Here is a 21,914-nt window from a genome sequence, read left to right on the forward strand (position 1 = left end):
CTCTACCGCTACCTCCGCGACCCCACCAGGACGACCGCCTCACGGACGTCCTCTAACGCTCAAGCAGCCCCCGAAAGCGGCCGTTTCCCCCAACAGCGTCTGCTTCCCCCACCGTCTCCGACCACCACCGACAGACCACCTCGACGAACGCGCCCACCGCCGCCGGATCAGCCGTACGCCAGGACTCAAAGCCCTCCAGCCACGCCCGCGCCACCCTCATGGGCTGCCCGCACTCCACCAGTCGCACCGCTGTGTACGCCGCGTCCACCCACGCAGGTCCAGTGGCGGGCATCGCCCAATCGACCACATGCGCCCGGCCGGTGGCGTCGATCAAGAGGTTGTGCGGGTTCGTGTCCGTGTGCAGCAGCGCACCGCCCGCCAGGGCCGCACGCTCGTGCGGCAGCGCGTGCGCGCCGAACCGGTCCGCGAGCGACGGCAGCGGCGGATCAGGGACCGCCAACCGTTCCATCCGGCGGAGCAGGTCCGCCACCGCGGGCAGATCCGGCGACCCCGGTCCGAGATCGGCGTTGCGGTCCGACACGTACGTGAACACCATGCAGGCCCACCCCGCCAACCGCGCACTGTGCACAACCGCGGGCCCCACCCGGCGCACGGTGGCGTTGAGCCGTGCCTCCGTGGCGAGGGCGGCGACAGCAGGCTCGTCGTCCAGCCGGACACCCTTCAGGAACAGCCGTCCCCGCTGCTCGGTCACCAGTGCCAGCGCGGCGGAGCAGTTCAAACCCTGCCCCACCACTTCGGCGCTCACGACGGGGCCGACATGAGCCTCCACGTCCACCCGCAACTCCTCTGGCAGCCTCTCCCACGGCACCCGTTCGATCATGTCCCCTCCCCTTCGGGACGAAGGGGCGTCCGCCGTGCGAACGCCCCTCCAGCCGGTGCGATGCCCTACCGCGTGGCACCGCACTTCCGGCAACGCGCCGCGCCGCTCCACTGCACCCAGTCGTGCTCGCAATCGTCCCTCGTGATCATGGCCTTCCTCCTCCGACTCGGGCTGCTGTACGGACCTTTCGGGGAACAGACCGACGGGTCGGCCGGCCCGCGAGCGGCACAGCGACGTACAACGCCGTCCCCACCCGCTCCCCGGAGTTGCCAACAGATGATGGCGTCCCGGAGGCACGTGAACTGCTACGTGGTGTAGCGGCCTTGGGCGTTATCCGAGAGCGCCGATCCACTCGGCGAAGGCCGTGAGCTCGGTATCGGCCGCGCGCTGGAGTCGCCGCAGAGTCATGGTGTCCTCGTGCGCCCACGGATGCTCACGGATGTGCTGCGGTGCGATCCTCCGGGCGGCACGCAGTGACGCGAACGCCGCCTCACGGCGGCCGGACCACAACTGCGCGCGAGCGAGTTCGACGTAGAAGCCACTGCGCCGCTCATTCGGCATTTCGCTCGGAGGAGCCCATTCACGCGCGACCGCCAAGGCGTCCCGAACATGCTCGCCGCCCAGCGCGACGGCGGTGCTCACCCGGTGGATCCGTACGGAGTCGGGACCGAACGCCGTCCCGTCGTACACCCCTTCGGGCACGGACTCGGCAAGGTGGGCGGCCTCGCCGAGGTGCAGGTAGGCGGCGCCCTCGTCCGAGGCCCGGCCCGCGATCACAGCGGCCCGCATGTGGAGTGCGCCGCGCGCGGCCGCCGTAGGAGCACCCACCACGGGCGGAGCGGAGTCAAGTGCGATCTCCAAGGCGCGCAGACCTGGCCGGTAGGCCCCAGCGGCGAAGTACACCTCCGTACGCACATAGGCCGCAGCCGCGGTCAGCCGCTCGTTGCCGGCCTGGTCGGCGGCCCAACGCATCAGCTCCACGAGTCGGCCGGACAGGTCGTGCGCGCCGTTCTTGTACGCCACCGCGTCCGCCGCCCGGTAGGCGGCGACCAACAGGCGGGCGACCTCGGCGCGTTCGAGACCGCGCGCCGGATACAACGCACGGGCAAGCTCGGCCAGAAGGTCCGGCATCAGCTGAGCGAGCCGTACGTACTGGGCGCCCAGGCGCAGGGACTCGGCTTCCGACACCGAGACGCGCAGTTCGGCGAGAGGCCGGACGGGACCGTCTTCCGGCATGTCGTACGCCGCGATGGCCGACGACAGCAGGGGCATCGCCGCGTTGATCCGGTCCCTGGGTCGGCCGCCTCCGGCAGCGAGACGGGACGGGTCGCGGCCAAGCGCCGCCGCGAGGGCGTGAAGGGTGTTCTCACTGGGCCGACGGGCACCGCGCTCGATCCCCCGCACGGTGGCGTACGAGACGCCGGCGGACAGCGCGAGGTCGGCTTGCGTCATACGCCGGGCACGGCGAGCGGCGGCAACGCGCCGACCCACATCCCGCATGGGGTCTGTCGACATGGTGGCTCCCCATTCCAGTCATTCGCGGCGACGGTACGGAGTCGGCGAGGCCTCGGACACGGAAGCGGCCCCGCCCACGGCCGCACAGGGTCGCCCGCCCCGTTGACGCTCAATCAGGAGGGGACAAGCGCGATCAGTTCGGTGAGCGACGTGATCCGCCAGTCCGCCGCGGCGACCACTTCGGGGTCATCCGCCCACAGATGACCCCACGGGCCGCGCCGAAGGTGAGCCGTGAGCAGACCGGCGGCCTTCGCGGGAAATACGTCGTTGACCGGGTGGTCCCCGACGTAAAGCACTTCGTCGGGTTTTTCGGCATCCGCGGCGTCGACCACGCGGCGGAAGAACTCGGCACTCGGCTTGGCCACGCCCCACTCGCCCGACATCGCGACCACATCGGCGGGCAGGTCCAGGGCTCGGAGCATTTCCCCCGCCCGCGCCGTCTGGTTCCCCGCGATCACGACCCGCATCCCCGCGTCCCGCAGGGCGGACAGCGCAGGGCGCACGTCCGCGTACAGGTCGGCCTCGGTGATCCGCTCGCCCCGGCCGGCCGCCTCCCGCCTGGCGTACTCCGCGGCCACGTCCAGGCCGGGTCGCAGGAGACGCAAGGCGTCGGCGTTGTCACGCCCCTCGGCGACGACGGCGCCCACCAGAGCGGACACGGTGTGCGGCGGAACACCGAGCCAATCGGCCCAACCGGCCCACATCGACGTATCACTGACAAGTGTCTCGCCGACATCGAACGCGATGGTAGTAATCACCCGAGGCAGCGTAGAGCGCACAGAGCAAGCCTCGCCGGCCGGTCCGTGGGGACGAAGCGGTTGATCGCCTGGCGAAGCCCTCGGCGGAGCGCCGTTGTCAGTGCCCACGGCTAGGGTCTCAGACGCGCGGCCGGCTTCCGAGGTGTCCAGCTCCGTAAAGCAGCGCATCCCCGGCTCTGTATGGGGGCGGCCCGGGTACGACCCGGGACCTAACCAACAGCCGGGCTTCGTCGATGGCCAGGACGAGACCTGCCAGCGCCGGCCGCGCACGGAACACCGGGGCGACGAGGCCGCACATCGACAGCCGGTTGGGGAACGGCTCCCAGCAGCGCGGCCATTCGCACATGGACGAGCAGGAACGGCGTCACGTAGCCGGTCGCCTCCGGCACCGATGCCTTCCCCGAGCACACCATGACCAGCCCCGCCGACAACGCGAGGACGTAGACGACAACGGCGCCCGTCCAGGCGACGAGCACGTGGATCCATCGATCGATTTCTTCCATACTGAACCTGGTCCTCCCAGGGCCTCGGCCGCCCGCGCACAAGCGAAAGCCCGACGTTCACCACCTGCTTGCCGCTGGCGGGTGACTTGCCCGCCGCACGCCCACGCCTCCCGATGGGCGCCCCCGATGTCGCACTTCGCCGCCGCACGGCCAACGCAAGAGACCCCCGGACGATGTCCGGGGGTCTCTTGGCTGGTGCACTCGGCATGGTTCGAACCGGCAACCTTCTGACCCGTAGGGCTGGGGAGCCTTTGGACGGGGTGCGGTCCTCCTCCTTCCAGCCTTCGCTGACGGTCGTGGCCAACGGCCGGCGGGCCGCTCGTTGCCGTCAGAGTTGCCCTCGCTTGCCACCGAGCGGAAGCTCGGCGAGCATCACCGCGAACAGAGGCGAGTCGGGGAAGGGCTGGTCCTCTCCGACCTTGCGGTATCCCCATGACTCGTACATGGCCTGGACCCTGGGGTGGGCGGTGTCCACCGTGAGCACGGCCAGATCCTCGTTCCGGCCTGCGAGAAGTGCGTGATGGAGCTGTACGGAGGCACCGGTCTTGCGCCATCTCGGCCGGACCATCAGCTCGGACACGGCGAAGGTGCGGGACTTCTCGGGAGCGGGGTCGAGGTGCTCACGCCACCATTCCCGGCCCGCTGTGGCCGGGGCGCCGTAGGAGTAGCCGACCGGTTCGTCGCCGTCGTAGCCCATCACGCAGGCGAAGTCGTCCTTGCCGCCCCAGTGGTCCACGAACCAGGCGAAGCGCTGGTTGAACGGGTCGTCCATCGCGTCGGCGTAGGCGTCCGCGTGCACGTCGATCAATGTTTGCCGAATCTGTGGCAGGTCCGCATGCGTGTAGTGCCGCAGGTCCCAGGAAGCAGTGATCATGCCCTGATCCATTCACGTCGGTAGCGGTCGCCCCACTCTCGCGCGAGAGTGGCCTTCGGCGCCAGAGTGATCAAGTCCCGGTAGAAATCGCCTAGTTGGGACCTGAGCCTCCCCGGAAGGGGATGCCCGGACATCAGGTCGAAGATCTGGGAGGCCGTCGCACCCGCCTGCTCGATGTCCCGCTGGTGGAGTTGCGCGAGAGCCAGGTCCACGAGCGGGTCAGAGTTCGGTGACGGTGAAGTCCCGCAGCTCGGCGATCAGTTGGCTGGCCAGAATCCAGGGCATGTTCGGGTGGTCGAAGGGGTACGTACCGGCGTCCACGGCGACTGGCCTCGGCTGACTCGGCCTGTACAGGGCCCCGTTGACGCCCCACATGAGGTACGAGCGCACCCGTAGGGCCACCCATGCCTTCCGCAGATGAGGGCAGGCATGCACCGACCGCCGCGCGCAGGGCGCACACACCGGCGGGTGGGTGGTCCGTTCCTCGCCGAACCGCAGTTCATCGGGCCGGGCGTCCACGAGCCACAGCACACCCTCGGCACTGCGGTCGGCGGCTCCACCGCAGATCTGGCAGCGCTGCCCGAGCATCGCCAGCCGCTGCCGCAGGCTGTGGACCTTCCCGTACTCCGGCTTCCCCCTGCCGGGCTGCGACGGGGCGCGCATCCACAGAAAGCCGTCCACCCGGTCGAAGGATCGCTCGTCGGCGTAGCCGATCCCGCGCCCGTCCCGACGCATGACCAGCGGCGACGTATCGTCCTCACCGCTCCAGCGAGCGATGAACGGCACTGCGTCCATGAGCACGGCGGGGCGTAAGGCCCGAGTGCGTGGGCGCTGCGCCCTCTGTACTCCTGCGGTCATGACTGTTCCTTGCTCCGGTCGAGGTGGGCGGTCACGGTGCGACCGTGCCGGTCGCCGTGGGTTTCGACGTGGTGGGCCAAGGCGGTGACCAGGGTCAGGCCCCGGCCGCGGGTGTCGTCGGTGCTGGCGTGCCCGGCCCGCGGAGCCGTATCGGTGCCGCCGCCGTCGGTCACGGAGACGGACACGACGCGGTCGGACCCGGCGAGGCTGACGCGGAAAGTGCCGGTGGCCGCGCCGCTGCGGGTGTGCAGAAACGCGTTGGACCCCAGTTCGCCGACGATCAGCTCGGCGTCGTCCACACATGGCGAGCCCCGCAGGACGTCGCGGGTCCAGCGGCGAGCCCGGCCGACTTCCTCCGGCAGGCCCGGACAGGTCAGCACCCATCGCCGTGGGCTACTCATATACTCGTCCATACAAGTTCCTTCGTCCTGATGGGCAGTTGTGGGAAGGGGGCTCGGGCTAGATGAGTTTCACGCCGTCGTGGGCGCGCACGGCCGGCGGGAACGGCATGTCGAGGGCGTCCAGGACGCGGATCGCGTACGCCTCGTCCGCGAGTGCCGTGACTTCCTCGCGCGTGGCCCAGCGCAGGGCGCGGGTCTCGTCGCCCGTCGTGGGCCGGCCGTCGATCGCCTCGCACCGGAACACCAGGGAGACGATCAGCCCGGTCATGTTCTTGTAGACGCCCGTGAGGGTGGCGGGGAGCGCGATCTTGACGCCGGTCTCCTCCAGCACCTCGCGCTGGAGGGCGTCGGGGATGGTCTCCCCGGCTTCGAGCACCCCGCCGGGCGGCTCCCAGTGGCCGTTGTCCCGGCGGCTGATCAGCAATGCCCGCCCGGCATCGTCGACAATGACTCCGGCGACGCTCACGGAGTGCGGGCGCTCAATCGGCACGTGCCTGATCCTCTCGGGTGGCTAGGCTCTCCACCGTAGCAACAAGGGTCGGCCACTTGTCTAGATATCTAAAGGAGTACACATGCCTCCTGTGACCTCCGGCGCCCTCGGTACCTTGGACCCGACCAGCGACCGCGCGGTGTTCCGCCAGATCGCCGACCAACTACGCGAGGCCATCGACAAGGGTCGCTTCTCCGAAGGCGACAAGCTGCCGAGCGAAACGGAGCTGGTCGAGCACTACGGCGTGTCCCGGATGACGGTGCGGAACTCGCTCTCGGTCCTCCAGGGCGAGGGACTGGTGGTCTCCGAACACGGCAAGGGCGTCTACGTCCGGCCACGTCCGCCGGTGCGGCGCCTGGCCTCGGACCGATTCGCCCGCCGGCACCGCGAGGAGGGCAGGTCCGCGTTCCTGGTGGAGGCCGACGCGGCGAGCGGCCGCCCCGAGGTCGACAGTCTGGAGATCAAGGAGGAGCGGCCGAACAAGGACATCGCCGCACGCCTCGGCAATCCGCGCCGCGTCCTGGTCCGGCGCCGCCGTTACCTGCTCAACGGCCGACCGGTCGAATTCGCCACGTCCTACCTGCCCTTGGACCTCGCACGCGGCACCCTCATCGCCGAGCCCAACCCGGGCCCCGGCGGTACCCACGCCCGGCTCGAAGAACTCGGCCACCGGCTCGACCACTTCGACGAGGAGATCCGCGCCCGGATGCCCACCCCGCACGAGGTCAGGACGCTCCGCCTGGCATCCGGTGTGCCCGTGATCCACCTGATCCGTACGGCGTACGACACCGACGGACGCGCGGTCGAGGTCTGCGACACGGTGATGGCGGCGGACGCGTACGTCCTCGCCTACCAGCTTCCGGCCACGTGAACAGGGGGGTACGGCGCCCCCGGGATCGCAGGTCACCAGGACGAGGGGGTTCGCGCCGGCAAGCTCGGCTGGCGTACGGGACGACAGAACCCCCGTCCGGGACAACCGGCGGGGGTTCTGACCTGTGGTGCACTCGGCAGGATTCGAACCTGCAACCTTCTGATCCGTAGTCAGATGCTCTATCCGTTGAGCTACGAGTGCGGGGGCTTCGCGGCGTTTGGGCCGGTCGGCTTCGCGTGGACAACATTACATGAGGGCGCGCGGGAGGTGAAATCGATAACCGGGAGGCGTGTTGACCTGGGGAAACGGGCGTTCCGGGGGGCCAAACCGAAGGAGCCCCGGCCGCGGGTGGCGGCGGGGCTCCGGAGGTGGTGATGAGCGGAGGCGGAGGGATTTGAACCCTCGATGGACGGTAAAGCCCAAACCGCATTAGCAGTGCGGCGCCATAGACCGGACTAGGCGACGCCTCCTGGGTACGTGTCCGCGTGAGCGGGCGCGTGGGGAAATGATGGCACAGCCGGGAGGGCTGCGACCAATCCGGGGACTACGGTACAAGGCCGCGGCCCGGCGGGGCAAAGGGGTTGGACCGGAGCATCTGTCGCGGGTCGCCCTCAAGCCATACGCCGACCCGCCGGCAGGCGCCCGCACACAACGCGCACAACGCACACGCCACGCACGGCTCGGCACGGCACGCCACCCACGTCACGCCACCCACAACCCGCACAGCCCGCCCGCGCCCCGCACACCCGTACGCCCCCACCCCGCCGCGCCCACGATCGAGTGGTTCCGCGGGGCCCGCCCGCACCCCGCGGTAGGGAGAGGTCATGTCTGCCCTTCGTCGCGCCGCCCTCGGCCTCCTCCTCGGCGCCGCCGCGCTCCTCACGAGCCCCGCGGGCGCCCACGCCACCGGCCTCCCCCGGCCCGCCGCCCCTCCCGACCTGCTCACCGTGTCGTACGACGACGGCGCCGGCCACCCGCAGACGTACGCCCTCACCTGCGACGACAGCGCCCCGGCCACGACGGAACCGGGCGGCGACGCCTGCGCCCGGCTCGCGGACCTCGGCGGCCCGCTGCCGGCCATCCCCCCGGACCAGATCTGCTCGATGCTCTACGGCGGCCCCCAGACCGCCACGATCCGCGGCATCTGGCACGGCCACCTCGTCGACGAGACCTACCGCCGTACCAATGGCTGCGAAGTCGCCCGTTGGGCCCGGATGACGCCCGCGCTTCCCGACCCGGCGAGCGCGTCGCCGAGCCCCACCGAGGCAGTGACGTACGCCACACCAGGCCCGTATCACCCGCAACCCCCGTCCCGGTAGGGGCACATGGCCATCCGAGGCCACGGCGCGGGGCCCGACCCGTACACTCGGTCTAGTGACATGACCTCGGGGGTGGCGGCAAGATGGGCCGCCCGTGACGACAAACCGACCGCGCCCGTGTCACGACGTGCGCGGCGCAGCCCCGGGCGATGCGGCACACGCGGTAAAGCACATGCGGTAACAAGGAGGACGCGTCTCGTGAGCAGCAGGCCATCCCGAGGCGCTGCTCGCCTCGCCTCGATACTCGACGCCCTCCCCGACGCGCTGCTGCTCGTCAACTGCAACGGCACCGTGGTCAACGCGAACGCGATCGCCCTGGAGACCTTCGAGTCCCCCGGCACCGGGCTGGTCGGCCGCGGTCTGCTCGACCTGCTGCCGTCCTTCGACTCCAAGCGCATCCCCGGTTCGATGCGCAGCCCGCGCGAGGCCGCAGAGGACACCCGCACGAAGCCGACCCGGATGGTCGCGCGGCGCACCGACGGGACCGAGTTCCCGGTCGAGGTGACCAGCGCCAACCTGGAGGACGGCCGCACCCCGTACGCGGACTACGGCGAGCCGCAGCCGCCGCACTACACCGGCGACGAGCTGCTGATGCTGGTCGTCAGGGATCTGTCGGGCACAGTCGACACCGAGGCGGAACTCGCCCGCCAGCAGCGGCAGACCGAGATGATCCTGCGCGCGGCCGCCGAGGGTGTGGTCGGTGTGGACACCGGCGGCAAGATCGTGCTGGTCAACCCGTCGGCCGCGCAGATCCTCGGCCACCGGGCGACCGACCTCGGCGGCAAGGAGCTGCACCCGCTGGTGCACCACTCGCGCCCGGACGGTTCCCCGCTGGCGTACGAGGAGACCCCGCTCGCCGACACCCTGCGCTCCGGCCGCAAGCACCGGGTGCGCGGCCAGGTGCTGTGGCGCAAGGACGGCCGGGCCGTGCCGGTCGACCTGACGACGGCGCCGGTCCGGGACGGGGACCAACTGGTGGGCGCGGTGATGACGTTCACCGACCGTACGCAGTACGACGCGCTCGCCGCCCGTACCTTGCAGCTGCGGGCGCTGCTCGACACCTCGCTGCGCGGGCCGCTGGCCGAGCTGCGCGACGAGCTGACCGGCCTCGCGGCCGATCCCGCCGGGCAGTTGTGGCCCGAGGCCAACCAGATACTGCACCACCTGTCCGCCGGGTACGCGCGGATCACCACGCTCATCGACAACGTGCTGGCCTTCCAGCGGCTCGACCGCGGCGAGGACAAGCTCGACAAGGCCGTGGTCGGCCTGGACGAGGTCGTGACGGCGGCGGTCGAGGGCGCGGTCGAGCTGATCGGGCCCGGCCGCGCGCAGTACGCCGTGCACGCGCCGCCGATCGAGGCGTCGGTGGACGCCGAGCGGATGGCCCAGGCGCTGGCCCACCTCGTCGCGGACGTGGCCGGTGTCGACTCCTCGGGCAACGCGATCGCCTTCAGCGGCGATTCGACGATCGTGGTGGCGGCGGCGCAGCGCGGGGACGTCGTACGGATCGACGTACGCGGGCCGAGCGCGGGTGGCGACCCGGTCCATCTCCCGCTGGCCCGCGGCATCGTGGAACGGCACGGAGGCGTCCTCCAGACCCACGAGGTGCCGGGCCAGGGCAGCGCGTACGTGCTGGAGGTGCCGCTGGGCGCGGTGCCTCCGGGCGGTTCGCGCAAGGCGGCGTCCGGCGAGACTCCGGCATCTCCCGCTCCTGCGCCCGGCACGGGAGCCGGCGACGGTACGGCTTCGGGCGAGGGCACGGGCGCGCGCCGGGCGGTACGTCCCCGGGACGCGTCGGACGACACCGGTACGGTCGTCGCGCCCTGGGCGGTGCAGCCCTCCCTGCCGCAGTCGGCCCTTCCGCAGCCGGCCGCCGCTCAGGCCGCGTCGGCGCCCGCCGCCGACCAGGCCGAGGCCCCGACCGGGCGGCGCCGCGCGCTGCGGCGCCCCGAGGAGGAGGCCGCGCCCGCCGAGGCCGCGCAGCCGAGCGGCCGCAGGGCCCGCCGGCCGAGACCCGACGAGGAGCAGGACGAGGTTCGCGAACTGTCCCCGCCTCCGGTCCCGAACGCCCTTCCGGCGGCAGGGAGCGGTACTCCGGCGACGCCCGCTTCGGGCGGCCCGGAGGGCGCGGGGACCGGTCGCCGGGCCCGCCGCGCCCTCGAACCCGCTTCGCCCAACGCGCCAGCCGTTCCCGTTCCCCCGGTCGCCCCTGTCCCGCCGGTCGTTCCCCCGCAGCCGGAGGCGTCCGCGGCCGTGAACGGGCCCATCGCCGTACCGCCGGTGCCCGTGCCTCCGCAGGGGCCGCGGCCGGGTGGCGGCGCGCCTCTGCCCGTCCAGCCGCAGCCCCCGCAGCCTCCGCAGGCGGCGCGGCCGGAGTCCACGTGGCCCGCGCCCGCCGCTCCCGGGGCCGACCGGCCCGCGCTGCCGGGCCAGCCCGCGCCCGCGTCCTGGCCGGCCGCGCCACAGAACGGCCCCTCGGGCGGTGGCCGCGCGGCCGCCGCCCAGGACCCCTCGCAGCAGAGTCACGGCCGGGCCATAAGCGTGCGGACGCTGGGGCAGGGCGCGCCGTTCGCGATCGAGCCCGGGCCGCAGGCGGCGGGGCCGCAGACGCAGACGCAGGCCGTACAGGCGCAGAACCCGCAGGGGCTGCCCGCGCAGGTCGCGGCGGGCGGTTCCGGGCGTCGGCGCAGGCTGGCGCCGCCGCAGACGCAGGAGTCCGCGCAGCCGGCCGTCGCGCAGGCTCCCCTCCAGGTGCCGGGCCAGGTCCCGGGGCCGGGCGAGGAGACCCAGGCGCGTCAGCACCCGCAGGCCGACCCGGACAGCGGTCAGTTGCCCGTACGGCGGCCGGAACCGCCCCGGCAGCCCGCCCCGGACGACCGGGAGACGGCGCTGCTGCGGCCGGTCCCCGCCGTGGAGCCTGAGCAGCAGCCGCAGGCGCCGGGCCGTTCGTACGCGATAGGCGCGCCCGCGGAGGGCGCCGCCGAGGGTCCCGAGCCGCTGGACGGCCCGAACGGCGCGGTGGACGTCACCGACGTCGCCGACGACCGTGTGGAGGAGCCGCTCGACGAGCCGCGCCGGCTGCTGGTGTGGCCGGAGCCCGACACGTCGACCCGGCAGGCGCTGACCGACCGGGGCTACCGTCCGGTGATCGTACGGTCGCGCGAGGAGGTCGACGCGCAGGTCGCGGAGCCGCCCGCCGCCCTGTTCGTGGACCCGCTGACGGGGCCGATCACGCGGACCGCGTTGCAGTCGTTGCGGCAGGCCGCCGCGGCGGCGGATGTGCCGGTGCTGGTCACCGCCGGGCTCGGGCAGGCGACCCGGGAGGCGGCGTACGGGGCCGATCCGGCGGTGCTGCTCAAGGCGCTGGCGCCGCGGGACAGTGAGCAGCACCCGCCGCGGGTGCTGCTGGTGGAGAGTCACGAGCCGATCGCGCTGGCCTTCGCGGCGACGCTGGAACGGCGCGGGATGCAGGTCACGCACGCGGACTCCGAGGCCGACGCGATGACGAAGGCGGCGCAGGTCCATCCCAACCTGGTGGTGATGGACCTGATGCTGATCCGCCGGCGGCGGCAGGGGATCGTGGACTGGCTGCGGGGGCACGCGCGGCTGAACAACACGCCGCTGGTCGTCTACACCTCGGCCGACATAGACCCGGCGGAGCTGCCGCGGCTGGCGTCGGGGGAGACGGTGCTGTTTCTCGCGGAGCGGTCGACGAGTACGGATGTGCAGTCCAGGATTGTGGACCTGCTGGGCAAGATCGGAGCGTAAGCCCTCCCGGCGGGTCCCCCCACCCACGACCCGCACCCGCGTCGACGCTCGAACGCGCCACGCGGGGCGGCGGCAGCTCACCGACGAGCTGAGGTCGGCTTACGACTTCGGCACCCGTGACCGCCCAACGGGAAGAGTTCAGCGCACCCGCCGCCCAAGCCGTCTGCCCCCGGCAGACGGGGACGAGCCACAAGGGCCCGACCGCCGAGCGGCCCCTGCCGACCCCGGCGGGTCAGCGTAGGGGGAAGGCGTCGCACGGCCGAAGGCCCGGACCCCGAGCAGCACGTCGATCCGCTGACGCGGGTCCCGCGCCAGCCGACGCGGGGAGCGGACCGCACAGACGCAGGGCGGGCGCTCCGGCGAAGGATGCCGCGCCGGCGCGGGCAGTCGGGTAACCGAAGGCCCGGGCCCCCGAGCAACAGGCCGATCCGCCGACACGGAACATACCGCGCGGCGGTTGGCGCGGGGGCGGGACCACACAGACGCAGGGCAAACGCACCGGCGAAGGATGCCGCGCCAGCGCGGGGCGATCGGGTAACCGAAGGCCCGGCCCCCCGAGCAACGGGCCAATCCGCCGACGCGGAACACACACCGCGCGGATCCCACGCCAGCGCGGGGCGATCGGATAGCCGAAGACTCGGGCCCCCGGGGGATCCGCCGACGCGGAACGCACGCGACGCGGGTCCCGCGCCAGCCGACGCGGGGAGCGGACCGCGTAGACGCAGGGCGGGCGCTCCGGCGAAGGGTGCCGCGTCGGCGCGGGGCGATCGGATAGCCCAAAGCCCGAACCCCAAAGCAGCACGTCGATCCGCCGACGCGGAACGCACGCCGCCCGCACGCGGCAGCCAGCCGCACGCTGGACGGCCTTTGACGCCCCGAGCCCAGCGGGTCGGCGTGGGGGAAGACCCCGCCCCGCGCAGCTGAAGGCTCGGCCTCCGGGCAGCACGTCGATCTGGCGACGCTGGGCGGGTGTTCGGGGGAGGGGTGCCGCGCGGAGTGGGGTCAGAGGTGGGTGACCGTGAGGGTGCCGGAGGCGTAGGACTTGCGGATGACCTTTTTGTCGAACTTGCCGACACTCGTCTTCGGCACCGACTCCACCACCGCCCACCGCTCCGGCACCTGCCAGTGCGCGACCCGCGTCGCGAGGAAGTCGCGGAGGGCGACGTAGTCCGTAGTGGCGCCCTCGCGCAGGACGACCGTGGCGAGCGGGCGTTCGCCCCAGCGCTCGTCGGGGACGGCGACCACCGCCGCCTCGGCGACGTCCGGGTGGGCCATGAGGTGGTTCTCCAGGTCGACCGACGAGATCCACTCACCGCCGGACTTGATGACGTCCTTCGCGCGGTCGGTGAGCGTGAGGAAGCCGTCGTCGGAGATGACGCCCACGTCCCCCGTCCGCAGCCACCCGTCGGGGCTGAACTTGTCCTCGGGCCGCAGCGGTTCGGCCCCGGCACCGCCGAAGTACGCCCCCGCGATCCACGGCCCGCGCACCTCCAGCTCGCCCGCCGACTCGCCGTCCCACGGCATCACGGACCCGTCCGGACCGATCAGCCGGGCCTCGACGGACGCGGGGAAGCGGCCCTGGGTGATCCGGTACGCCCACTCCTCCTCGGGGCCGACCCCCGCGGGCGGCTGCGCGACCGTGCCGAGCGGCGACGTCTCCGTCATGCCCCACGCGTGCCGCAGGGTGACGCCGAGCTGCTCCTCGTACGCCTTCATCAGTGACGGGGGGCAGGCCGAGCCGCCGATGGTGACCTGGTCGAGCGAGCTGATGTCCCGCGGCTTGGCGGTGAGTTCGGCCAGCAGGCCCTGCCAGATCGTGGGGACGGCGGCGGCGTGCGTGGGACGTTCGCTCTCGATCATCTCGGCCAGCGGCCCCGGCTGGAGGAAACGGTCCGGCATCAGCAGGTTGATGCCGGACATGAACGCGGCGTGCGGCAGCCCCCACGCGTTCACATGGAACATGGGCACGACCGGCAGCGACGTGTCGTGCGAGGTCAGACCCATGGACTCGGCGGTGTTCACCTGGAGCGAGTGCAGATAGATCGAACGGTGGGAGTAGACGACGCCCTTGGGGTCGCCGGTGGTCCCGGAGGTGTAGCAGAGCGCCGCGGCCTCGCGCTCGTCCAGCTCGGGCCAGTCGTACGTGGTGGGCCGCCCGTCGAGCAGCGTCTCGTACGCGTGCACGGCCGGCCGGCAGCCGTCGAGCAGGGAGAGGTCGCCGGGGCCGACGACCACCAGGTGCTCGACCGGTTCGAGCCGGGGCAGCAGGGGCGCGAGCAGCGGCAGCAGGGAGCCGTTGACGAGGATCACGCGGTCGGCGGCGTGGTTGACGATCCAGGTGAGCTGGTCGGCGGGCAGCCGCAGATTGAGCGTGTGCAGCACCGCGCCCATGGAGGGAATCGCGAGATACGCCTCCAGGTGTTCCGCGTTGTTCCACATGAGCGTTCCGACACGGTCGCCGCGGTCGACGCCGAGTCCGTCCCGGAGGGCGTGGGCGAGCCGGATCGCGCGGGCCCCGACCTCGCGGTAGGTACGGCGTTGCGGCTCGCCGTCCCCGGTCCAGGTGGTGACCGTGGACTTGCCGTGCACCAGAGCGCCGTGCACCAGAATGCGGGTGACGGTCAGCGGAACATCCTGCATCGTGCTCAACACACGGGCCTCCGGCGACGGTGACGGGGTCGGTACGCTGCGATTCTGGTGGCATACCGCGCGGTATGTCACTACCCCGCGCCGGATCGATACCTTCGCCGCTCCGCCCGTGTCCCCGGTTCCGGTGCGATCACGCCACGCTCAGCTCCAGCTCCGGGTCGTCGCGGAGCTTGCCCAGCGCGCGGGAGACCGCGCTCTTGACCGTGCCGACCGAGACGCCCAGCGTCTCGGCGGTCTGCACCTCGCTCAGGTCCTCGTAGTAACGCAGCACGACCATCGCGCGCTGCCGCGGCGGCAGTCGGGCTATGGCCCGCAGCAGGGCGTCGCGCTGGGCCTGCTGCTCGGTGGGGTCGGGCGCGGTGACGACGGGCTCGGGCAGCTCGTCCGTGCTGAACTCGTCCACCTTCCGCTTGCGCCACTGGGACGTGCGGGTGTTGACCAGGGTGCGGCGGACATAGCCGTCGACGGCCCGGTGGTCGTCGATCCGGTCCCAGGCCAGATAGGTCTTGGTCAGGGCCGTCTGGAGCAGGTCCTCCGCGTCGGCCGGATTGGGGGTCAGCGAGCGCGCGGTGCGCAGCAGCGTCGGGCCCTTGCTGCGGACGTAGGCCGTGAACTGCGTCGTGCCGGCACTGGTGCACACAGGCGTGGTCATGGCTCCACGCTAGGAGCACCGAGGTGTCCGGCGGATCGGCCGCAAGTGCCGAAATCGGATCACTCTCAGGTCGTAGGCCGGGGGGTGTCCCCACCACCCGAGGGGGGAGCCGGGGGCGTACGTCCCGGAGGGGAAGGGCCGGAGGGCTCAGGGGCGGCGTCAGGGGCGGCCTCGGGGTCGGTGGCCGGAAACGGACGCTCCGGGAACCCGGCCGACACCGGAAACGGACGCCCCGAAGACGGTGGCCGAACCCCCGAAATCGACGGCCGCGGACAGCCCGACCGCGCCGAAAGCGGACGCCCGCGGTCCCGGGCACGGCTGCTCCGGGACCCGGCGGGACCTCCCGGCTCAGCCGACGACGGCGACGGGCGCGTCCAGCAGATCGCGGTCGATCGTCAGCGTCTTACCGCCGTACGTCTCGGTGACGCTGCCGTGGTACTGGTGGATACGGGCGTGCGGGGTCCACGCGTCGGCGCTCAGCGAGGGCTCGTTCGTCAGGGTCGGGGTGACACCCCAGCGGGCGTACCAGATGACGTCGGGCAGATCGGGGGCGCCGGCCTCGCGGGACAGCTCCATGTGCCGGATGCCGGAGTCGGCGCTGCTGTAGAAGCCCGAGGTGTAGTCGGCGGCGCGCAGCTGCCGGTCCCATGCCTGGACGTACTTCAGCGTGGCGCTCGCGCACGACGTGTTGTTCAGGTCGTACGCCTCCATGTCGAGGTAGAGCGCGCTGCCCGGGGCGAGCCCGAGGGCCTTCGCGGCCTTGACGGCGTCCTTGCCCTCGTCGGCGCCCTGCCCGGCCGGGTCGTCGGTGTCGATGAGATACGGGTTCTTGTTGGAACCGGAGACGCAGGGGCTCTGGGAGCCGACGTAGATGGGCAGCAGGCTCCAGCCGTCGTCGGTGGTCCGGCGGACCCAGTCGGGGGTGAGGTTGGTCTGGGACGCGCAGGCGCGGGCCCGGCCGCCGAAGTAGATGCCGGCGGCGCCGTAGGGGGAGTGGTCGTGCCACGCCCGCATGGTGGCAAGGTCAGGGGCCTGGCAGGTGTCGAAGCCCTGGCCTGCGAAGACCTGCTGGGCGGCCCGGGCGTCCGCGGAAGCGACGGGGGCGGCGGGCACGGAAGGAGCGGCGGGGACCGCCGGCCGTGCGGCGACGGCGGCCTCGGGGTCCGCGGGCTCGGGGTCGGCGGCGACGGTGGGCGGGACCCCGGGCACGTCGACGGCCGCGGGCCCGTCAGCGGTGACGCCCGGTACACCGGGCAGGCCGGCGCCCAAGTCGCCAGGCACACCGGGCAGCCCGACGCCCAGGTCGGCAGGCATGCCGGGCAGCCCGGCCCCCGGGCCGACCGGCAGACTGCCATGGGAAAAGCTCAGCTCAGGCGCGAGAGCGGAACGTTTCGGCGCGTCGGGTCCGGCCGCGTTCGCCGTCCCGGCGGGCAGCAGCAGGCCGCCCAGCGCCACCGCCCCGGCGAGGACGTAACGGATAAACGTACTTTTTTCGCTCATTGAGCGAGTGAACGATGACCATCCCGCCCCACCGCGCAGACACGCCGCGTCATCCGCCCGTCCACCCGACCGCCGGAGGGCTCAGCTCGGTCCCGCGCACAGACCTTTCGACGCGGCCAAAAGTTTTCCACAGGCTGTGGACGAAAGTTGCGCGCCGGATTCCTGTACGGCCGCCGCCCCTGCCCCTACCGCCCAGCGGGCGGCCGCCACCAGCTCGTCTCCCTCGGCCAGCCGCCAGGCCAGCGCGCCGGTGAACGCGTCGCCCGCGCCCGTGGTGTCGACGACCTCCACCGGAACCGCCGGGAGCCAGGCCGTACGGCCCCCGGAGCGGACCACGACCGCGCCCTCGGCCCCCAGCGTCACGACCGCCGACCGCACGCCCAGCCGCAGCAGGTCCTCCGGCGACCCCGGTCCGGCCCCCGGCGGTGGCGACCCGGTGGCTCCGGCCAGCAGCACCCGCATCTCGTGCTGATTGACCACCAGCGGGTCGGCGCGCGCGAGGATCTCCGCGGCGTGCGGACCGACCAGCGCCTCGGGCGGCGACGGGTTCAGTACGAGGCGGGGCGCGGCCAGGGCGGCGGCCCGCACCGCCGCGAGCGGCACCTCGCACTGCACCGACACCACCCGCACCTCCGGGGTGACGGCGGCCTCGACCTCCCGCGCGGTCAGTCCCGCGTTGGCGCCGGGCACGACGACGATGGCGTTCTCCCCGTCGGCCGCGACCGTGATCAGCGCGACCCCGGTGGGCGCGTCCGCCACCGCGGTGAGCGGCGCCGTGTCCACCCCCGCCGCCCGCAGCGCACCGGTCAGTTGCTCACCGTGGACATCCCGGCCGACCCGACCGCAGAAGGCGACCCCCGCCCCGAGCCGTCCGGCGGCAACGGCCTGGTTGGCGCCCTTGCCGCCCGGGTGGACGGCCAGGCCGGAGGTGCCGAGCACGGTCTCCCCGGGCGACGGATGCCGCCCCACCCGTACGACCAGATCCGCGTTGGCCGAACCGACCACCAGCAGTGTCTTCCCACTCCCCGCACCCGCCACGGGCGCCATCCTCCCCCGGAACCGCGGCGCGCGGCGGCACTTCGCACTCCGCCGCGCGTCCACGTCACCGAAAGCCGCCGCACGCCGCCGGACGTCCGGCGCTTCCGGCACTTCCGTGCCTGTCCGGGAAAGCCGCCGGACCCCCCACGGCCCGCCGACTCCCCGGCCCCCACCCCCCAACTCCCGGGCCCTACGGCCCCCCGGCCCGGCGATCCCCCCTTTACCCCCGCCGCGCGCTCACCACAGCCTGGTGAAGTTGACGGCCACCGTGTCCTGGTGGACGGCGGTGAAGGCGGAACCGGCCACGCTCGCCGTGTTGTCCTGGTTCGAGGCCCCGGTGCCGGTGGCCGCCTGTTGAGTCGTCGTCACATTGCCGGTGTTGCCCAGTGAGTTGCCCCCGGAATTGCTCACCACCGTCGCGTTCGAGTCACCGCCCGCGAAAGCGCCGTCGTCGGCCATCGCCGTGCCGGCGAACAGCACCGCCGCTACGGGCAGTGCCGCGACGGCGGCCAGGACACGGACGGTACGGATGCTTGCCATGGTGTTCCCTCCCAGGAAACTGAACTCTTCGTGTGCGGTGAGCGGTTGGCCGACCGCTTGCCGCTTTGTCCGGCGTCGCCGAGAAGAGAACTGCCCACGGCACTCGCGGGGAATGCCCGCACATGATCCTTTTCGCTCGCAGGTGTGACGTTCTGCGGATAAACCTCCCGCAGCGCCCGTCAGCGCGCCATTTCCTCCTGGTACAGCGACCGCAGTCGGCTGCGGGCCCGGGTGAAGGCGCTCTCCGCGGACTTGTGGGTGATGTTCAGCGCCTGCGCCGCCTGGGCGGTGGACATGCCCCCGGCCCGGGCGAGCATCACCTGCCGCTCGCGCGCCCCGAGCGCCGCCGTCTGGGTCAACAGCCAGGCCCCGGCGGACCGTTCGCACAGCCGGCTCTCCGCGTCGGGCCCGGTGTCCGTCCCGTGCACGGTCCGCACCCGGGCGGCCAGCCGCTGGTCGCGGCTGGTGCGGCGCTGCTGGTCCACGCAGAGCCGCAGCGTGATGGTGGTGAGCAGCGCGCCGACCCGCGACTCGTCGAGCGGATCGAAGGTCGCCGCGCGTATCAACGCCTCCTGGACGCAGTCCTCCACGTCCGCGGACCGGCCGAGCCTGCTGGTCACCAGCCGCAGCAGCCGCTCCCGTTCCGCCATCACCAGCGACCACCGGTGCTGGTCGCGCCTGCCGTCGTGCTGGTCACGACCGCCGTCGAAATGCTGTATTTCCCTAAAACCCATAACAACTCCCCCGCCGCCGAGTCGATCCCTCTCGTGGGACAGAGCTTTGACCGCGGCGGTGAGGCAAAGCTTGACGGGATCATTCGGCGTCCGGGCCCGGGTCGATCCGGAATCCAGCGGGAATCAAGAAATATTCCACCGCCCTCTTGGCCGGATATCGCTGGTCGGAAGGGCTGTGACGCCGTCCACCTCGGCGGGTTGGCAGGCGCGTGCGCGCAGACTGGCATCTATTGTGTGGAGGTGGCTCGGCTCTCGTCGTCACGGAGGGGAGAAGAGGAACGTGGCATCCGTTCGGCTGCTGGGGTCGCTGGAATACCGGACCGCGGAGGGGGAAGCAGTAGAACTCGGTCAGGCCAGACAGCGCGGTATCTTCGCGATGCTGGCGGTGAGTGCCAACGACGTGGTCATGACCAGCGAGTTGATCGACTGGACCTGGGGGAGCGAGCCGCCGCGATCGGCGCGCAACATGGTCCACTCCTACATCTCACGGCTGCGCGGAGCGCTGGAGAGCCCGGACACCGGCCGGGACGAAGAGCGGGACGCCGGAGTGCGGCGCCGCCACGGCGGCTATGTGCTGCAGATCGATCCCCACGCGATCGACCTGCACCGATTTCGCCAGGTCGTCGCCGCCGCGCGGGCCAGCAGCGCCGACACCCGCGCCTCCGTACTGCTCTTCCGGGAGGCGCTGGGCATCTGGCGCGGCCGGGCGCTGGGCGGGGTGACCGGGCCGTGGGCGGCGAAGATACGCAGGCTGCTCGCACTCGAGCGGCTCTCCGTCCTCGTGGAGTGCCACGACGGCGAGCTGCGGCTCGGCGGCCACCTCGGCCTCCTCGACGAGCTGCACGCCCTCGCCGACGAGCACCCCGACAACGAAATCGTCATCAGGAACCTGATGACCGCGCTCTACCGCTCGGGCCGGCAGGCCGAGGCCCTGGGCGCGTACGCCGATCTGCGCCGCCGGCTGGTCGACCACCTGGGCGTCGACCCGGCGGGTCAGACCCAGGAGCTGCACACCCGGATCCTGCGCGCCGACCCGGAGCTGACCCTCCAGCCGCCGCGGACCACCCGCGGTCTGCCGCCGACCGCGCACATCCCGCAGCAACTGCCCCGCGGCACCCGGTTCATCGGCCGTGAACAGGAGTTGGCGGTGCTCGACGGCTTCGTCGCGGCGGCCGACGCGGGGCCTCCGGTGCGGGTCATAGAGGGTCCGCCCGGCACAGGGAAGACCGCGCTGGCGATCCACTGGGCGCACCGGGTGGCACACCGCTTCCCCGACGGCCAGATCTTCGTCGACCTGCACGGCAGCGAGGGCTGCCAGGACGGCCAGCCGCAGGACACGGTGCTGCGGTTCGTGCTGTGGAGCCTCGGTGTGCCGGTCCCGGCGGGCGGAACGGCCGAGACCGTCGAGCTCTACCGCACGGCGGTCAAGGACCGGCGGTTGCTGATCGTGCTGGACGACCTGGCCTGTCACGAGCAGATCACCGCGCTGCTGCCGGGCGCCTCGGCCGGGACCGTGGTCGCGACCACCCGCGACCCGTCGTGTCTGGCGCGGCTGGAGACGACGCAGCCGATCCGCTATGTGCGGCTGCGGGAGCTGAGCGACCGGCAGGCCGAGCGGATGCTGGCCGGGATTCTGGGCGAGACCCGGGTGGAGGCCGAGCCGGTCGCGGTCGCCCGGATCATCGAACTGTGCGGGCGCACCCCCCGGGCGCTGAGCGCGGCCGCCGAGCACGCGCTGGGCCGGCCCCGGCTGACCCTCACCGACCTCGCCATGACCATGGGTTCGGGCGGCTGATCACCCGGGCATCCTCCCCGTACCGCCCGACCGGCCGTGGTCCGGCTGACCTGGTCCTCGTCCCCGTACGACTCACCCGGACTCAAGCGGACCCGCCCGGCCGTCAGCCGAGTACCGCCGCACCGCTCACCGGGCGCGCCGCCGCGGCCAGCGCGTCGAACAGGGCGCGCAGTTCCGTCACGCTCGCGTCGAGGGCCGCCTGCTGGTCCTCGGCGCGCGCGGCGGCCATCGCGGCCTCGCACAGCGCGCCGTACAGCAGGTGGCTGAGCGCGGGCACCGAGTGCGGGGCGATGTCGCCGCGGGCCGCGGCGCGCCGGATACCCTCCTGCATCATCAGCAGGCAGTCCGAGCTGATCTCCCGCATGGTGTCCATGCCCAGCGCGCCCGGGGCGTCCAGCAGATTGATCCGCTGGACGTCCGAGGCGAGCACTTCGGCGAGGAAGGCCCGCGCCCCGGCGAAGACGGCCTCCCAGGAGTCCGCCTCCGCGTCACGGTAGGCACGGGCCACGATCCTGGACAGCCTCGCCTGCTCCCGCTCGTACACGGCGCGGAAGAGGTGCTGCTTGCTGCTGAAGTGGTGGTAGAGCGCGCCCTTGGTCACGTGGGCGGCGTCGCACACGGCGTCCAGGGACGTCGCGTGGTAACCGCGATCCGCGAAAAGGTCACGGGCCGCCTGCAACAGAGCCTCGATGGTGCCGTCGGACCGCTCACGCTGCGTCGGACGTGTTCTCGTTCGAGTCGTCTGCATCGCCAACACTTCCCCGGTCGGGCCAGGAATCCAGGCTACACGCACTTCCATTCCAATGGT

General features: G+C 72.4%; 20 protein-coding genes and 2 tRNA genes. 4 read left to right on the top strand and 18 right to left on the bottom strand.

Annotated features, from left to right (window positions below; genetic code table 11):
- Positions 1–52 precede the first annotated feature (52 nt).
- From OHA30_RS16395 to OHA30_RS16435, 9 genes are all read right to left on the bottom strand, one after another.
- Positions 53–841, bottom strand: coding sequence for a phosphotransferase (locus tag OHA30_RS16395; protein WP_328914583.1), 789 nt, complete (start codon positions 839–841; stop codon positions 53–55).
- A 330-nt stretch (positions 842–1,171) separates the two neighbouring features.
- Complete coding sequence (locus OHA30_RS16400; protein ID WP_328914584.1) at positions 1,172–2,356, bottom strand: helix-turn-helix transcriptional regulator; 1,185 nt, start codon at positions 2,354–2,356, stop codon at positions 1,172–1,174.
- A gap of 113 nt (positions 2,357–2,469) precedes the next feature.
- A complete protein-coding gene (locus tag OHA30_RS16405) occupies positions 2,470–3,114 on the bottom strand; it encodes an HAD family hydrolase (protein ID WP_328914585.1) in 645 nt (214 codons plus the stop codon).
- A 209-nt stretch (positions 3,115–3,323) separates the two neighbouring features.
- On the bottom strand, positions 3,324–3,617 hold the full coding sequence (locus tag OHA30_RS16410) for a hypothetical protein (RefSeq protein ID WP_328914586.1): 294 nt from the start codon (positions 3,615–3,617) through the stop codon (positions 3,324–3,326).
- Between the two features lie 328 nt (positions 3,618–3,945).
- Positions 3,946–4,491: a GNAT family N-acetyltransferase gene (locus OHA30_RS16415; protein WP_328914587.1), complete on the bottom strand. Its 546-nt coding sequence runs from the start codon at positions 4,489–4,491 to the stop codon at positions 3,946–3,948.
- Entirely contained in the window at positions 4,488–4,703 is a 216-nt protein-coding gene (locus OHA30_RS16420) for a hypothetical protein (RefSeq protein WP_328914588.1), read from the bottom strand. The genes OHA30_RS16415 and OHA30_RS16420 overlap by 4 nt, the downstream gene beginning before the upstream one ends.
- A gap of 7 nt (positions 4,704–4,710) precedes the next feature.
- Complete coding sequence (locus tag OHA30_RS16425; protein WP_405786090.1) at positions 4,711–5,286, bottom strand: hypothetical protein; 576 nt, start codon at positions 5,284–5,286, stop codon at positions 4,711–4,713.
- Positions 5,287–5,345: 59 nt separating this feature from the next.
- On the bottom strand, positions 5,346–5,762 hold the full coding sequence (locus OHA30_RS16430; RefSeq protein ID WP_405785570.1) for an ATP-binding protein: 417 nt from the start codon (positions 5,760–5,762) through the stop codon (positions 5,346–5,348).
- Positions 5,763–5,808: 46 nt separating this feature from the next.
- Positions 5,809–6,216 (bottom strand): NUDIX hydrolase, encoded by a 408-nt coding sequence (locus OHA30_RS16435; RefSeq protein WP_328917885.1) that lies wholly within the window; start codon positions 6,214–6,216, stop codon positions 5,809–5,811.
- Between the two features lie 106 nt (positions 6,217–6,322).
- Between OHA30_RS16435 and OHA30_RS16440 the strand changes: the two genes are divergently transcribed.
- Positions 6,323–7,111: a GntR family transcriptional regulator gene (locus tag OHA30_RS16440; RefSeq protein WP_328914591.1), complete on the top strand. Its 789-nt coding sequence runs from the start codon at positions 6,323–6,325 to the stop codon at positions 7,109–7,111.
- A 125-nt stretch (positions 7,112–7,236) separates the two neighbouring features.
- Here the strand turns inward: OHA30_RS16440 and OHA30_RS16445 are convergent.
- Positions 7,237–7,312 (bottom strand) — tRNA-Arg (locus OHA30_RS16445).
- A gap of 178 nt (positions 7,313–7,490) precedes the next feature.
- Positions 7,491–7,581, bottom strand: a tRNA-Ser gene (locus OHA30_RS16450).
- Between the two features lie 354 nt (positions 7,582–7,935).
- On the opposite strand from OHA30_RS16450, the gene OHA30_RS16455 reads away from it, so the two are divergent.
- Together OHA30_RS16455 and OHA30_RS16460 are read left to right on the top strand one after the other, a co-directional pair.
- Positions 7,936–8,430, top strand: coding sequence for an SSI family serine proteinase inhibitor (locus OHA30_RS16455; RefSeq protein WP_328914592.1), 495 nt, complete (start codon positions 7,936–7,938; stop codon positions 8,428–8,430).
- A 198-nt stretch (positions 8,431–8,628) separates the two neighbouring features.
- A complete protein-coding gene (locus OHA30_RS16460) occupies positions 8,629–12,198 on the top strand; it encodes a hybrid sensor histidine kinase/response regulator (RefSeq protein WP_328914593.1) in 3,570 nt (1,189 codons plus the stop codon).
- Between the two features lie 1,002 nt (positions 12,199–13,200).
- On the opposite strand, the gene OHA30_RS16465 is transcribed toward OHA30_RS16460, so the two are convergent.
- The 6 genes from OHA30_RS16465 to OHA30_RS16490 form a co-directional block, all read right to left on the bottom strand.
- A complete protein-coding gene (locus OHA30_RS16465; RefSeq protein WP_328914594.1) occupies positions 13,201–14,850 on the bottom strand; it encodes a long-chain fatty acid--CoA ligase in 1,650 nt (549 codons plus the stop codon).
- 127 nt (positions 14,851–14,977) lie between these two features.
- Complete coding sequence (locus tag OHA30_RS16470; RefSeq protein WP_328914595.1) at positions 14,978–15,499, bottom strand: SigE family RNA polymerase sigma factor; 522 nt, start codon at positions 15,497–15,499, stop codon at positions 14,978–14,980.
- 348 nt (positions 15,500–15,847) lie between these two features.
- Positions 15,848–16,999: a DUF1906 domain-containing protein gene (locus OHA30_RS16475; RefSeq protein WP_328914596.1), complete on the bottom strand. Its 1,152-nt coding sequence runs from the start codon at positions 16,997–16,999 to the stop codon at positions 15,848–15,850.
- 81 nt (positions 17,000–17,080) lie between these two features.
- A complete protein-coding gene (locus tag OHA30_RS16480) occupies positions 17,081–18,046 on the bottom strand; it encodes a ribokinase (protein WP_405785569.1) in 966 nt (321 codons plus the stop codon).
- A 228-nt stretch (positions 18,047–18,274) separates the two neighbouring features.
- Positions 18,275–18,577 (bottom strand): hypothetical protein, encoded by a 303-nt coding sequence (locus tag OHA30_RS16485; protein WP_328914598.1) that lies wholly within the window; start codon positions 18,575–18,577, stop codon positions 18,275–18,277.
- 179 nt (positions 18,578–18,756) lie between these two features.
- A complete protein-coding gene (locus OHA30_RS16490) occupies positions 18,757–19,311 on the bottom strand; it encodes an RNA polymerase sigma factor (protein ID WP_328914599.1) in 555 nt (184 codons plus the stop codon).
- A 280-nt stretch (positions 19,312–19,591) separates the two neighbouring features.
- On the opposite strand from OHA30_RS16490, the gene OHA30_RS16495 reads away from it, so the two are divergent.
- Positions 19,592–21,106: an AfsR/SARP family transcriptional regulator gene (locus OHA30_RS16495; protein WP_328914600.1), complete on the top strand. Its 1,515-nt coding sequence runs from the start codon at positions 19,592–19,594 to the stop codon at positions 21,104–21,106.
- 103 nt (positions 21,107–21,209) lie between these two features.
- Here the strand turns inward: OHA30_RS16495 and OHA30_RS16500 are convergent, their stop codons facing one another.
- Positions 21,210–21,854, bottom strand: a complete 645-nt coding sequence (locus tag OHA30_RS16500) for a helix-turn-helix domain-containing protein (RefSeq protein ID WP_328914601.1) — start codon at positions 21,852–21,854, stop codon at positions 21,210–21,212.
- Between the last annotated feature and the right edge of the window lie 60 nt (positions 21,855–21,914).

This window comes from Streptomyces sp. NBC_00223 (assembly GCF_036199905.1).
Taxonomy (GTDB): Bacteria; Actinomycetota; Actinomycetes; order Streptomycetales; family Streptomycetaceae; genus Actinacidiphila.

Excerpts from the sequence above, each read along its gene's own strand:
- OHA30_RS16475 (WP_328914596.1), bottom strand. The coding sequence starts at position 16,999 with ATGAGCGAAAAAAGTACGTTTATCCGTTACGTCCTCGCCGGGGCGGTG.
- OHA30_RS16400 (WP_328914584.1), bottom strand. The coding sequence starts at position 2,356 with ATGTCGACAGACCCCATGCGGGATGTGGGTCGGCGCGTTGCCGCCGCT.
- OHA30_RS16425 (WP_405786090.1), bottom strand. The coding sequence starts at position 5,286 with ATGGACGCAGTGCCGTTCATCGCTCGCTGGAGCGGTGAGGACGATACG.
- OHA30_RS16455 (WP_328914592.1), top strand. The coding sequence starts at position 7,936 with ATGTCTGCCCTTCGTCGCGCCGCCCTCGGCCTCCTCCTCGGCGCCGCC.
- OHA30_RS16480 (WP_405785569.1), bottom strand. The coding sequence starts at position 18,046 with ATGGCGCCCGTGGCGGGTGCGGGGAGTGGGAAGACACTGCTGGTGGTC.
- OHA30_RS16500 (WP_328914601.1), bottom strand. The coding sequence starts at position 21,854 with ATGCAGACGACTCGAACGAGAACACGTCCGACGCAGCGTGAGCGGTCC.
- OHA30_RS16440 (WP_328914591.1), top strand. The coding sequence starts at position 6,323 with ATGCCTCCTGTGACCTCCGGCGCCCTCGGTACCTTGGACCCGACCAGC.
- OHA30_RS16485 (WP_328914598.1), bottom strand. The coding sequence starts at position 18,577 with ATGGCAAGCATCCGTACCGTCCGTGTCCTGGCCGCCGTCGCGGCACTG.
- OHA30_RS16430 (WP_405785570.1), bottom strand. The coding sequence starts at position 5,762 with ATGGACGAGTATATGAGTAGCCCACGGCGATGGGTGCTGACCTGTCCG.
- OHA30_RS16410 (WP_328914586.1), bottom strand. The coding sequence starts at position 3,617 with ATGGAAGAAATCGATCGATGGATCCACGTGCTCGTCGCCTGGACGGGC.
- OHA30_RS16415 (WP_328914587.1), bottom strand. The coding sequence starts at position 4,491 with ATGATCACTGCTTCCTGGGACCTGCGGCACTACACGCATGCGGACCTG.
- OHA30_RS16490 (WP_328914599.1), bottom strand. The coding sequence starts at position 19,311 with ATGGGTTTTAGGGAAATACAGCATTTCGACGGCGGTCGTGACCAGCAC.
- OHA30_RS16395 (WP_328914583.1), bottom strand. The coding sequence starts at position 841 with ATGATCGAACGGGTGCCGTGGGAGAGGCTGCCAGAGGAGTTGCGGGTG.
- OHA30_RS16470 (WP_328914595.1), bottom strand. The coding sequence starts at position 15,499 with ATGACCACGCCTGTGTGCACCAGTGCCGGCACGACGCAGTTCACGGCC.